The organism is Leifsonia sp. NPDC102414 (assembly GCF_044765685.1).
GTDB lineage: Bacteria > Actinomycetota > Actinomycetes > Actinomycetales > Microbacteriaceae > Leifsonia.
Window position 1 is genome coordinate 54,160 of record NZ_JBIWKN010000005.1, and the last position, 12,575, is coordinate 66,734.

Here is a 12,575-nt window from a genome sequence, read left to right on the forward strand (position 1 = left end):
CGTGCGTCGCTCCGCTCACAGGAGTGCCATGAGATCGTTGAGTTCCCCGTCCACAGCTGCGCACGCACCGGCGAAGAGACGCGGCGCGCGTCTGCTCGCGGCGCTGGTCGCGACCGCCCTGGCGACGCTCGGCGTCACTGCCGTCGCCGCCCCGGCGCACGCGGCAGGCCCGACCGTGTCCGCTCAGGAGATCCCCGCCGCCGGCGGCACGATCACCCTCACCGGCAGCGGCTTCACCCCCAGCACACAGGGCATCTACCTGGGTGTCGGCCCGACGGGACTCCCCGGCTTCTACCTCGGCGCCAGCAGCCTCATCACCAGCGAGACCATCTGGATCGCACCGGGCAACGTCGACGGCACCAGCCCCTCCGGCCGCACGGCGCCGATGAACGCCGACGGCACGTTCTCCGTGACCGTCACGGTCCCTGCGGCAAGCGCATCCACCCCGACGTATGCGGTCTACACGTCCAAGGGTCACGGCCAGGGGATGAGCGACACCAGCCAGAACTCGATCACCCCGCTCGTCTATGCACCCGTTCCTCCCGCGACCACCGCTCTCGCGCTGGCGACGAGCGCGGCGAGCGTCACGGACGGCTCGGCGGTCACCCTCACGGCGACGGTCAGCCCGGCCGCCGCGGGAACGGTCACCTTCCGCGAAGGGTCGGCAACGCTCGGCACGGGAACGGTCTCCGGCTCGACCGCGACGTTCAGCACCAGCGGCCTCGCCGTCGGCGCGCACTCGATCACCGCGTCGTTCGCCCCGGCGGACAGCACCGCCTTCGCTGCGTCCACCTCGCCGGCCGTCACCGTCACGGTGACCGCTGTCGGCGCCCCGACCCCCGCCTCCGTCACCGTCTCCCCGGCGACAGGGCTCGACCCGTCCGGCGCGTCCATCACGGTCACCGGTGAGAACTTCGCCCCGACGGGCGGCGCCGTTCCCGGCGTGTACGTGGGCGTCGGCCCGAAGTCGGCAGCAGGTGAGCCGTCGTGGAACCTCACCGCCTCGCTCTTCCAGGGTGTCGCCTGGGTGCGCACCATCGGCGCCGACGGCGCGTTCACCAGCTCCCTGACCGGCATCGCCCAGGCCTTCACCTCGAACGGCCGCCAGGTCGACTGCTCCACCGAGGAGTGCGGCGTCTACACCTTCGCCGCGCACGGCTCCGCCGACCGCACACAGGACACGTACACGCCCATCGCGTTCGCCGTCCCCGCCGTGACCCCTGTCGCCACCACCCTCTCGATCACCACCTCGTCTGCCAGCTCGACCGCGGGCTCCGGGGTGGATGTGACGGTCACCGTCTCCCCGAAGGCGGACGGCACCGTGAGCATCCTGGACGGCAGCACCGTCGTCGCACGCAACCTCGTGCTGCGCGACGGAAAGGCGACCACCCGCATCTCCACCCTCCCGCAGGGCGCGCGCTCGCTGACGGCCACCTTCACGCCGGCCGATCCGTCCGCTTTCGCCGCATCGACGGCCGCGCCGGTCACCCACACCGTGACAGCGTCTCCGATCGTGACCGTCCCGACCGCTCCGGACCCCGTGGTCGTCGCGACGCCGGTCGCCCCGGCCGAGCCGGTCTGCGTCGCCCGCTCCATCAGCGACGCGACGCTGAGCTGGGGGCTCAAGTCGAGCTTCCGCAACTACATCTCCGGCGGGATCGCGAAGGGCTCGTGGAACCTCTCCGGCGTGACGTACGCCGACGGGCAGTACGGTTGGAGCAACGGCTCCGGCAGCTACAACACGGCTGACGACAAGGGCATCGCACGCTTCCCCGGCAGCGTCGCGTTCACCGGTCACAACGGCGTCCTCAACCTGGTGCTCTCCAACGTCGCGGTGAAGGTGACGGGTCCGAACACGGCCACCATCGTCGCCGACGTCCACTCGACCGACATGGGCGGCGCGGCCAGCGACCACTCCGGCATCGCGTTCGCCTCCGTCGCGCTGAGCGGCGGCGCGTCCGGCCCGCGGGTCACGGCGACGGATGCTCCTGTCACCCTCACCGCGGCGGGCGCCACCGCGTTCGCCGGCTTCTACGAGGCGGGCACGTCACTCGACCCCGTGTCGTTCAGCCTGCCGCTCGGGGCCAGCGTGCCCTGTGACAGTGCGACAGCGTCCACCCTCGCCACCACCGGCGGGGGAGACGCCGGCGGCTGGCCGCTGCTCGGAGGCCTGATGGTGCTCGTCGGCGTCGCGGCTGTCGTCGCGGTCCGGCGTCGCGCATCCAGCCAGGCGGTGGCACAGGCGTGACCTCTCGCACGGAAGCACTCGTGGGCGGGGCCGTCGGCTCCGCCCGCGGGCGTCGGCGGCCGCCCCGTTCCGCCCGGCTGCTGCGACTCGCGGCCGTCGTCGCGGTGGTGGCGACCCTCTCAGGATGCGGCGCGACGGCCGCGACCTCGGCATCGACCCCCGCGCCGTCCACACCGGCGACGGCACCGGCGGCGGATGCGCGTGCCGGGCTCGCCGACCCGCGCACCATCACCGGTCCGTCGACCGCCGCCCCTGTCGCGGACGTCGTCCCGATCACGAAGACGCCGAAGCCGCAACTGCCGGTGACCGTCGATGATGCGTCCGGCACGAAGGTCACGGTCTCCGACGCCAGCCGCATCCTGGCCCTCGACGTCTACGGCACGCTCGCCGAGACCGTCGTCGGCCTCGGGCTGGGCGACCGGCTCGTCGGCCGAGGGGCGTCGAACACGCTGAGCGTGATGAAGAAGCTCCCGCTGGTGACGCAGAACGGCCACGAGCTGAACGGCGAGGCGATCCTCGCCCTGCACCCGACGCTGGTTCTCACCGACACCACGCTCGGGCCGCGCGATGTGCAGGACCAGCTGCGCGCATCCGGAGTCACTGTGGTGTTCTTCGACTCGGAGCGCAGCATCGCGACCATCGGCTCGCAGATCGAGACGGTTGCGCACGCGGTGGGCCTCGATGCGGACGGTGCGCGTCTGTCGAAGCGGGTCGCGGGCGACCTCGCGGCGGCCAAGAAGACGATCGCCGCGATGGCGCCGACCGGAGACGACCGGCTGCGCGCCGCCCTGCTCTATGTGCGCGGTCGCGCCGGTGTGTTCTTCCTCTTCGGCAAGGGGATGGGCGCCGACGACCTCATCGGGGCGCTCGGCGCTGTCGATGTGGCGACCGAGGCGGGCATCACGGGCGCGAAGCCCGCGAACAGCGAAGCGCTGCTGGCGACCAACCCGGATGTGTTCCTCATGATGACGGACGGCCTCGCCTCCACCGGCGGCGTGGATGGGCTGCTCCAGCGGCCGGGTGTCGCGGACACCGCGGCGGGGCAGCACCGCAGGATCGTGGACATGAACGACGGGCAGCTCATGTCGTTCGGGCCGACGACGCCCGCCGTGCTGCTGTCGCTCGCCGACGCGCTTTACCGGCCGGAGGCCGCGAAGTGACGCGCGCGGAGGCGCAGCCGCGCTCGGACGCGCAGCGTCGGGAGATGACGGTGAGCGCAGAGGGTGCCGCGCCGGCTGCGTCCCGCGCGAAGCCCCGCCAGCGCCTCAGCGCCGTCACCCGTGCACGCCGCCGCCGCGTCCCGGTGATCGTCGGGCTCGTCGTGCTGCTCCTGCTCGCCGTGCTGGTCTCCTCCTCCGTGGGGCAGTTCGCGCTCTCGCCGGCCGAGATCGTCGCGTCCATCGGCAGACGCATCGGCATCGCACCGGCCGCGACCGGCGCCGCGAGCTATGCGGACGGCGCCCTCTGGAACATCCGCTTCCCCCGCGTCGCGCTCGGCATCGTCGTCGGTGCCGCCCTCGGCGTCGCCGGCGCCCTGATGCAGGGCGTCTTCGCCAACCCGCTCGCCGAGCCGGCGGTGGTCGGCGTCTCCGCCGGCTGCGCGGTGGGGGCGTGCGCCGTGATCGTCTTCGACCTGCAGCAGTTCGGCCCGGCGAGCATCCCCGCCGCCGCCTTCGTGATGGGCGTGCTCACGACCGTCATCGTCTACGTGCTGTCGCGCGCCCGCGGGCGCACCCAGGTGCTGATGCTGGTGCTCACCGGCATCGCGATCAACGCCGTCGCGAACGCCGTCATCGCGTTCCTCGTCTTCCAGGCGGACACGGCCAGCCGCGAGCAGATCATGTTCTGGCAGCTCGGCTCCCTCAACGGCGCCAGCTGGCGGGCCGTTGCCGTCACCTTCCCGCTGCTGATCGTGGGCGTGGGATGCGCATGGCTGCTCGCCAAGCGACTGGATGCGCTCGCCCTGGGCGAGCGGAGCGCCAGGCACCTCGGCGTTCCCGTCGAACGGGTGCGGTTGCTCGCGATCCTGCTCGTGGCGCTGCTCACCGCCGTAGCCGTGTCGTTCGCGGGCATCATCGCGTTCGTCGGCCTGATCATCCCGCACCTGCTGCGCCTGCTGATCGGTCCGGCGCACGCGGCGCTCATCCCGGCCAGCGCGCTCGGCGGTGCGCTGCTGATCAGCGCGGCCGATCTGGCGGCCCGCACCGTCGTGCCGTTCGCCGACCTCCCGATCGGGATGTTCACCGCCCTCGTCGGCGGCCCGGTGTTCTTCGTGCTGTTGCGGCGCACGATCGCGGCGAAGGAGGGGGCGGCATGAGCGCCGGTCAACGCGGCGTCGCCGAGCTGCGCGGCGTCACCCTCACCATCGACGGACGCACGCTGCTGTCCGAGGTGGACATCGCCGTGCGACCGGGAGAGCTCGTCGCCCTGATCGGCCCGAACGGCGCTGGCAAGTCGACGGCGCTCTCCGTGCTGGCGGGGGACGTGACGCCGGACTCCGGCACGGTGACCATCGACGATCGACCCGTTGCGCGCATCCGGGTGCAGGAGCTCGGCCGGTTGCGCAGCGTGCTGCTGCAGCAGAAGGGGGTGTCGTTCTCCTACCCGGTGCGCGACGTGGTGGCGATGGGACGGATGCCATGGGCCAGCACCGCCGGCGACGCAGGCGACGACGAGGCCATCGTCGCCGAGGCCCTCGCCAGGACGGACACCACCCATCTCGCCGACCGCGACGTGACCACCCTCTCCGGAGGAGAACTCGCCCGCGTCTCGCTCGCCCGCGTGCTCGCGCAGCGCTGCAGTATCGTCCTCCTCGACGAACCGACGGACGCGCTCGACATCGGCCACCAGGAGCAGGTGCTCGCGCTCGCCGCCGACCTCGCCGCGGACGGGGCCGCTGTGCTGACGGTGCTGCACGACCTGAACCTCGCTGCCGCGTACGCCGACCGGATCGTGCTGCTCGCCGATGGCGCCGTGGTCGCGGACGGCAGCCCACGGGACGTGCTCACCGGCGAACGCCTCAGCGCGGTATACGGGCATCCGGTGGAGGCCATCGACCACCCCGTCACCGGCGCGCTGCTCGTGCTGCCGGTGCGCGCATCCGGCCCCGGTTCACCCTCGAAAGGGGGACATTCCCAGCGCGTTCGGGTACCCTGACCCGCGTGAACTGGTGGATCGTCGGCGGAATCGTCGCTGCAGTGGTGCTCGTGGTCATCGCGTCGAAGCTCGGCTGGATCGACTTCTCCGACAAGACGCGCAAGACGGGTGGCTCGTCGAGCAGCATCGTCGGCATCGGCGACGAGGTCTTCGCGCCCACCCGTCACGAGGCGCAGGTCGAGCTCGACCGCCAGTCGATGCTTCCGGCCCCAGCCCCGCTGCCCGGCGACGGCGACAAGGGCATCTGGGAGGGCGGCCGCATCCGGATCGATGTTGCGCCTAGCGGGCCTGCAGGTCCTGATACTCGGGATGCTCCCTGAGCCAGTGCCGCACGTACGGGCACGTCGCGACCACGCGCAGCTCGGTGTTGGCGCGCACGTCGTCCAAGGCTTCTTGAACGAGCGTCGAGGCCATCCCCTTCTCGCGCTTCGCCTCATCGACGACGGTGTGCGTGAAAACGATCGCGTCGTCGCGCAGGTCGTACTCGGCGACGCCGATCTGCTCGCCGTCCTTGAGGAGGGCGTAGCGGGACGATTCCGGTTGATTCACCACAGTGAGACTCATGCCGCCAGGCTAACCCGGCAGCGTCGCGACGCACAGACTGCGAGAATGGGGGAATGCTGGACGACTCCACCGCGGATGCGGCCCCTGCGGATGCGGTGCGTGCGGATGTGTCCCGTGCGGATGCGGTCCCGGCCTGGCACCCGGATGCGCCGAGCACTGTCGTGCACGCCGACAACCTCGACATCGTGGCTGCGCTTCCTGACGCGTCGTTCACTCTCATCTACCTCGACCCGCCGTTCAACACCGGCAGGTCGCAGGCCAGGCGGAGCACCACCTCGGTGCGTTCGGCGGGCGGCGCGGGCAGTGTCACCGGGTTCAAAGGCCGCAGCTACGAACGGATCAAGGGCGACCTGCTGCGCTACGACGACCGGTTCGACGACTACTGGTCGTTCCTCGAGCCCCGTCTGATCGAGGCGTGGCGCATCCTCGCCGACCACGGGACGCTCTACCTGCACCTCGACTACCGGGAGGCCCACTACGCCAAGGTGCTCCTGGATGCGCTGTTCGGCCGGGAGTCGTTCCTCAACGAGATCGTCTGGGCATACGACTACGGCGCCAAGGCGAAGAACAAGTGGCCCACCAAGCACGACACGATCCTGGTCTACGTGAAGAACCCCGCAGGCTACTTCTTCGATTCCTCCGCCGTCGACCGCGAGCCGTACATGGCGCCCGGCCTGGTCACCGCAGAGAAGGCGGAACTGGGCAAACTGCCGACCGACGTCTGGTGGCACACCATCGTGTCGCCCACGGGCAGGGAGAAGACCGGATACCCGACCCAGAAGCCGGAGGGCATCCTGCGCCGCATCGTGCAGGCGTCGAGCCGCGAGGGCGACTGGGTGCTCGACTTCTTCGCGGGCAGCGGCACGACGGGCGCCGTGGCGTCGGCCCTCGGCCGCCGGTTCCTGCTGGTCGACAGCAACCCGGACGCGATCGGCGTGATGCGGGCACGATTCGCGGCGGCGGAGCCTGCGGTGCGGTTCGTGGAGGCGTAGGCGGGACGCGCATCCACCTGCCGGTACCGGGGTCGCTGCACGACGGATTCCAGACACCCCGGAGCCGCCGTCCGGAGAACACCAAGAACGGTGTGGGAGGCTGGGGCACTATGCGAACCGCGCTCCGCCCCCTGCCCTTCCTCTGGGGCGCGCTGGGCACAGCGGTGACGTTCGCGCTCGTCTACCTCGTCTTCGTGCAGAGCTACATGGGCCAGGTCATCGACGAGCGGGCGTTCGCGGGGGCAGACGTGTGGAAGGGCGACCTGATCGAGTTCGCCCACGCTTTCCTCAACGCCCTGCCGGCCGCCTCGGTGATCCTCGGCTGCATCGCCGCGCTCGCGATCGTTGCCTTCCGCCGCAATTGGGCGGTTTTCTTCGTCGCCGTCGCGGCGGCCGCCCTCGCCAACGGCAGCACCCAGCTCCTCAAATACACCGTGCTGAGCCGCCCGTCGAAGGGCGTGGACGTCGGCCTCGCCAACTCGCTACCTTCCGGCCACACGACCGTGGCGGCGTCGGCGGCTCTCGTCGTCTTCCTGGTCGCCTCGCCGCGCTTCCGCCCGCTCGCCGCGGTGATCGGTTCGGTCTTCACGATCGCTGCTGGCGCATCCACGCTGGTGGAGCAGTGGCACCGGCCGAGCGACGTGGTGGCCGGGATGCTCGTGGTCGCGTTCTGGGGCTGCATCGCAGGGCTGCTGTACTCCTGGCTGCGCGTGCCGACCGCGGAGCGCCCCGTTCGCACCAAACTGTGGCCGCTGCTCTGGATCGCCGTGGTGTGCGCCGCCGGGGCGATCGTCGCTCTGCTGGTGACCTACTTCTCCGCGCAGGACGGCACGGGGCAGCACCTGTTCGTGGCGTACGCAGGGGGAGTGGCGGCGATCGTGGCGACGGGGTTCGTGCTCGCGGTGCTGGGCAACAGGGTGTTCAGGGCGCTGGCTTAGGGCAGATCACGTTGGGCAGATCACGTATGGCGGCTCAGCGACTGCGCTCGCGCGCCTAGCTGCTCTGCCGCACCACCAGCTCTGTCGGCAGCAGCGTCACCCTGTCCACCGGCTCGCCTTCGATGCGGCGCACGAGCACCCGCGCCATCGTCTCGCCGAGGCCGATCGAGGGCTGGTGCACGGTGGTCAGCGGGGGCGTGGCCGTGAGGCCGAAGTAGTCGTCGTCGTAGCCGACCACCGCGATGTCGCCCGGGATGCTCAGCCCCGCGTCGTGGATCGCCGAGTACGCGCCGGCCGCCATCTGGTCGTTGGCGGCGAACAGTCCGTCGATCGGCACCTCGCGAGCGAGCAGACGGCGCATCGCCTCCATGCCGGACACAGGGGAGAAGTCGCCGTACTCGACGAGCGTGGCGTCGAGGCCGTGCGCATCCATCGCCCGGCGCCAGCCGGTGTAGCGGTCGACGCCCGCCGGCATGTCCTGGGGGCCGGTGATGAGGGCGATGTTGCGGCGGCCCCGACCGATGAGGTGCTCCGTCGCGCCCACCGCGCCCGCCACGTTGTCCACGTCGACGAAGGAGGCGTTGTGCTCCGTCTCGCTCACCGGGCGGCCGCCGTAGACGATCGGAAGCGTCGAGCCGAGCTGGGCGTACGAGTGGTCGCCGGAGTGGTGGGAGACGACGAGCGCGCCGTCCACGTTTCCGCCCATCAGGTAGCGCCGCGTCTTGTCCGGGTTGAGCTCCGACGAGATCACCATGTTGAGCGTGTACTCGGTGTCCGCCAGGTGCAGAGCGACCCCCTGGACGATGGATGCGAAGAACGGGTCGGCGAAGACCTTGGCCGTCGACTCCGGCACGACCAGGGCGATCACCTGAGTGCGGCGGGAGGCGAGGGAGCGGGCGGCCCTGTTGGGCACGTAGTTGAGATCGGCGATGGCCTTGGTGACCGCCTCCGTGACCTCGGGCGTGACCTTGGTCGAGCCGTTCACCACACGGGAAACGGTCGCGCGCGAGACACCGGCGCGCGCCGCCACCGCTTCGAGGGTGGGCACGGGCCGGCCGTCCACCTGCTCCGAGGTCATCGGGTCACCTTTCTACCGCAAGACCCATGCTAGAGCCGACGCGCCCCCTGGTCTCCGCGATCAGCCTGGCGAACGCGTGGCCGGAGTCCTTCACGGTACGCTCCTGCGTCTCGTAGTCCACCCGCACGATGCCGAACCGCTTCTCGTAGCCCCACGCCCACTCGAAGTTGTCCAGGAAGGACCAGACGAAGTATCCGCGCACGTCCGCACCCTCCGCGATGGCCGCGCGCACCGCATCCACGTGGGAGAGGATGTACGCCTCTCGCTCGGTGTCGCGGATGCGGCCGTCCGGGTCGAGGGTGTCGTCGTACGCTGCGCCGTTCTCCGTGATGTACAGCGGAGGAAGCGTCGGGTACTCGCGGCCGAGCCGCACCAGCAGGGTGCGCAGGCCGTCCGGGTTGACCTCCCAGCCCATCGCGGTCTGCGGCAGGTGGCGCGACGGGAACGTCACGTACTCGCTGCCGACGAACGGCGACGACTTCGGCCGGTCGGTCGGGGTGAGGCCGGGCGCAGCATCCACCGGCAGTGGATGCGCGGAGACGTTGTCGTCGTGGTAGTGGTTCACGCCGAGGAAGTCGATGGGCTGGGCGATGGTGGCCAGGTCGCCGTCCTGGACGAGCTCGTCGAAGCGGTGCTCGCGGAGATCGTCGAGGACGTCGGCCGGGTAGCTGCCGAGCAGCAGCGGCTCCAGGAACATCCGGTTCCAGAGGCCGTCGATCCTGCGCGCCGCCTCGCGGTCGGCCGCATCCGCCTGGTCGTCCGGAACGGCATTCGTGAGGTTGAGCGTGATGCCGACGCGGAGAGCAGCGGCGCCGGCCTTCTCGCGCAGGGTCTGCGTCGCGAGCCCGTGCGCGAGGTGCTGGTGGTGCAGTGCGGCCAGAGCGGCGCGCGGTTCCCGCCTGCCAGGGGCGTGCTCACCGGCCGCGTACGCGATCAGCGAGGAGCAGAGCGGCTCATTGAACGTCGTCCAGTGGCTCACCCTGTCGCCGAGCGCGTCGTACACCGCCGCAGCGTAATCGCGGAAACGGTATGCGGTGTCGCGGTTGGCCCAGCCGCCCGCGTCCTCGAGCGCCTGCGGGAGATCCCAGTGGTAGAGCGTCAGCCACGGCAGGATGTCCGCATCCAGCAGCTCGTCCACCAGGCGGCTGTAGAAGTCGAGGCCGGCCTGGTTCACGAAGCGGTCGCCCGGCTTCACGCGCGCCCACGAGATCGAGAACCGGTACGACTGCAGGCCGAGCTCCTTCATCAGGGCGACGTCGGCCGGCATCCGATGGTAGTGGTCGACGGCCACCTCCGGGGTGTCTCCGCCGGCGACCGCGTTCGGGATGCGCGCGAAGTGGTCCCAGATGGAGTCCTCTTTGCCGTCCTCGTGAGCCGCACCCTCGATCTGGGCAGCGGCGGTCGCAGACCCCCAGAGGAAACCGTCAGGCCAGTCGCTGGTCTGGAACGTCATTCTTAGCCTTTCACGGCGCCGGCCATGATGCCGGAGACCAGCTGCTTGCCAGCGAGCACGAAGAGGATGAGCAGAGGGATCGTGGCCATCACGGCGCCGGCGAGCACGATCGAGTAGTCGACGTATTTGGCCGACTGGAGCTGGCTCAGCGCCACCTGCAGGGTGGGGTTCTGCGGCACGACGAGCAGCGGCCAGAGGTAGTCGGTCCACGCGGTCATGAAGGTGAACAGGCCGAGGATCGCCATGGCGGGCCGCGCAGCGGGGACGCCGACGTGCCAGAACGTGCGGATCATGTTGGCGCCGTCGACACGGGCCGCCTCGATCAGCTCCTCGGGGATCACGTCGACCAGGTACTGCCGCATGAAGAACACACCGAACGCGGTCACCAGGGTCGGGATGATGACCGCGCCAAGGGTGCCCGTCCAGCCGAACTGCTTCATGACCATGAACAGCGGGATGATGCCGAGCTGGGTCGGCACGGCGAGGGTCGCGATGACGAACACCATCAGGCCCTCGCGGCCACGGAACCTCAGCTTCGCGAACGCGTACCCGGCGAGCGTCGAGAACCCGACGACCGAGATCGTGATGATGCTCGAGACGATGAGCGAGTTCCCGAGCGCCAGCCAGAACGGCACGGTGTCGAGCACCTGCGCGACGTTCGTCCAGAACTGGCCGCCTGGCAGCAGCGGAGGATAGGTGGAGGTCAGCACGCTGCTCGGGCTGGAGCCGGCGACGACCGACCACCAGAGCGGGTAGACGCCGCCGATGAAGACGACGATCAGCAGACCGTATGTCAGGAAGCCGGGACGACGGTCGATGCCGAGTGCACGGCGCTTGTTCGAACGGGGCTTGGGGCCAGGCGCCTTCGCTGCGGTCGCCCTGGACGGGCGCTGCTCCGCGGAGCTGTCGCGGTCGACGGTGGCAGTCATGATCTCTTCTCCTCGCTGGCGGCGACCAGGGCGAGGTCGCCCTCGGTGGCCGAGTCGTCTCCGTACCCGCTGCCCGCGTCACCCGCCCCTGCCGTGGCGCGCTGGGCGGCCAGCCGACGTTTGGTGCGCTTGGCGTGCATCCGGGACTCGGTGGATGCGATGCGCCGCGAGATGAGGAAGTTCAGCACCCCGAACAGCACGATGATGATGAACAGCAGCCAGGCGATGGCGGACGCCTTGCCGAAGTTCTGCCGGTTGAACGCCATGTCCCAGAGGTAGAGCACGGTGGTCTGGTACTGCCGCTGCGGCCCTCCTGGCACGGCGCTCGACGGGTTGAACAGCTTGGGCTCCGTGAAGATCTGCAGTCCGCCGATGGTGGCCGTGATGATGACGAAGATCATCGTGGGCCTGATGCTCGGCAGCGTGATCGAGAAGAAGCGGCGGAACGCGCCGGCGCCGTCGAGGGCGGCGGACTCGTGGATGTCGCGCGGGACCGCCTGCATGGCGGCCAGGAGGATGAGAGCGTTGTAGCCGGTCCAGCGCCAGTTGACCATCGAGGCGATGGCGACGTGGGCGGGGAAGGTCTCGGTCTTCCAGTTGATCGGCGAGAGGTGCACGGACTGCAGCAGGTTGTTGATCAGGCCGTACTTCTCGTCGAACGCGCTGGAGAAGATGAGGGTGACTGCTACCGGGGTGACCACGTACGGGATGAGGACGCTCATCCGCCAGAAGGTCTTGGCCCGGATGTTCTGGTCGAGGATCGCGGCGATCAGCACGGCGCCGATCAGCTGCGGGATGGCGGACAGCAGGAAGATGCTGATGGTGTTGAACAGCGAGTTCCAGAAGAACGGGTCGTTCAGCTCGGCGACGTAGTTGCCGAAGCCGACCCACTCGCCTGGGCCGGTGAGGAGGTTCCACTTGTTCAGCGACACGACGAACGTGTAGACGAGCGGGAACAGCCCGACCAGGCCGAACAGGATGAAGAACGGCGCGATGTAGAGGTAGGGGGACGCCTTGACGTCGAAGCGGCTCACCTTCTGGCCGAAGGTCAGGGCGCGGCGCGCATCCCGAGCCTGGCGGCGGCGGTCGCTGCCGCCGGGTTGGCTGCCGCTGGTCTTGCTGCCGCTGGTCTTGCTGTCGCGCCTGTTCGTGCCGTCTGTCGCGGCCGGCGGTGTTGTCACGGAGGTCATGCGCTGGTTCTCCCCAGGTGCGGGCCC

General features: G+C 70.1%; 12 protein-coding genes. 7 read left to right on the top strand and 5 right to left on the bottom strand.

Annotation, left to right across the window (positions count from 1 at the left end; all coding sequences use genetic code 11):
• Positions 1-28 precede the first annotated feature (28 nt).
• Genes ACIRCZ_RS17355 through ACIRCZ_RS17375 form a run of 5 tightly spaced genes read left to right on the top strand, consistent with a single transcriptional unit; the run spans position 29 to position 5,724 of the window.
• The gene (locus tag ACIRCZ_RS17355; protein WP_402855212.1) at positions 29-2,248 is read left to right on the top strand and encodes an HtaA domain-containing protein; all 2,220 of its coding nucleotides are present in this window, start codon (positions 29-31) and stop codon (positions 2,246-2,248) included.
• Entirely contained in the window at positions 2,245-3,408 is a 1,164-nt protein-coding gene (locus ACIRCZ_RS17360; RefSeq protein ID WP_402855215.1) for a hemin ABC transporter substrate-binding protein, read from the top strand. The genes ACIRCZ_RS17355 and ACIRCZ_RS17360 overlap by 4 nt, the downstream gene beginning before the upstream one ends.
• Positions 3,405-4,565, top strand: coding sequence for a FecCD family ABC transporter permease (locus ACIRCZ_RS17365; RefSeq protein ID WP_402855218.1), 1,161 nt, complete (start codon positions 3,405-3,407; stop codon positions 4,563-4,565). Before ACIRCZ_RS17360 ends, ACIRCZ_RS17365 begins: the two co-directional genes overlap by 4 nt.
• On the top strand, positions 4,562-5,404 hold the full coding sequence (locus ACIRCZ_RS17370) for a heme ABC transporter ATP-binding protein (RefSeq protein WP_402855221.1): 843 nt from the start codon (positions 4,562-4,564) through the stop codon (positions 5,402-5,404). The genes ACIRCZ_RS17365 and ACIRCZ_RS17370 overlap by 4 nt, the downstream gene beginning before the upstream one ends.
• 5 nt (positions 5,405-5,409) lie before the next feature.
• Positions 5,410-5,724, top strand: coding sequence for a hypothetical protein (locus ACIRCZ_RS17375; protein ID WP_082581101.1), 315 nt, complete (start codon positions 5,410-5,412; stop codon positions 5,722-5,724).
• Here ACIRCZ_RS17375 and ACIRCZ_RS17380 read toward each other — a convergent pair.
• The gene (locus tag ACIRCZ_RS17380) at positions 5,684-5,968 is read right to left on the bottom strand and encodes a GNAT family N-acetyltransferase (RefSeq protein WP_402855225.1); all 285 of its coding nucleotides are present in this window, start codon (positions 5,966-5,968) and stop codon (positions 5,684-5,686) included. The two genes, ACIRCZ_RS17375 and ACIRCZ_RS17380, sit on opposite strands and share 41 nt — an antisense overlap.
• A gap of 53 nt (positions 5,969-6,021) precedes the next feature.
• Between ACIRCZ_RS17380 and ACIRCZ_RS17385 the strand changes: the two genes are divergently transcribed.
• Positions 6,022-6,960: a DNA-methyltransferase gene (locus ACIRCZ_RS17385; protein ID WP_402855228.1), complete on the top strand. Its 939-nt coding sequence runs from the start codon at positions 6,022-6,024 to the stop codon at positions 6,958-6,960.
• Between the two features lie 110 nt (positions 6,961-7,070).
• Positions 7,071-7,898, top strand: a complete 828-nt coding sequence (locus tag ACIRCZ_RS17390) for a phosphatase PAP2 family protein (RefSeq protein ID WP_055889094.1) — start codon at positions 7,071-7,073, stop codon at positions 7,896-7,898.
• A gap of 55 nt (positions 7,899-7,953) precedes the next feature.
• Here the strand turns inward: ACIRCZ_RS17390 and ACIRCZ_RS17395 are convergent, their stop codons facing one another.
• The 4 genes from ACIRCZ_RS17395 to ACIRCZ_RS17410 are packed head-to-tail and all read right to left on the bottom strand — an operon-like array spanning position 7,954 to position 12,548.
• Positions 7,954-8,976, bottom strand: coding sequence for a LacI family DNA-binding transcriptional regulator (locus ACIRCZ_RS17395; protein ID WP_055889097.1), 1,023 nt, complete (start codon positions 8,974-8,976; stop codon positions 7,954-7,956).
• A gap of 4 nt (positions 8,977-8,980) precedes the next feature.
• Positions 8,981-10,429, bottom strand: a complete 1,449-nt coding sequence (locus tag ACIRCZ_RS17400; RefSeq protein ID WP_402855232.1) for a GH1 family beta-glucosidase — start codon at positions 10,427-10,429, stop codon at positions 8,981-8,983.
• Between the two features lie 2 nt (positions 10,430-10,431).
• The gene (locus ACIRCZ_RS17405) at positions 10,432-11,358 is read right to left on the bottom strand and encodes a carbohydrate ABC transporter permease (RefSeq protein ID WP_402855235.1); all 927 of its coding nucleotides are present in this window, start codon (positions 11,356-11,358) and stop codon (positions 10,432-10,434) included.
• Positions 11,355-12,548 (bottom strand): carbohydrate ABC transporter permease, encoded by a 1,194-nt coding sequence (locus tag ACIRCZ_RS17410; protein WP_402855238.1) that lies wholly within the window; start codon positions 12,546-12,548, stop codon positions 11,355-11,357. Before ACIRCZ_RS17410 ends, ACIRCZ_RS17405 begins: the two co-directional genes overlap by 4 nt.
• Positions 12,549-12,575: the final 27 nt, after the last annotated feature.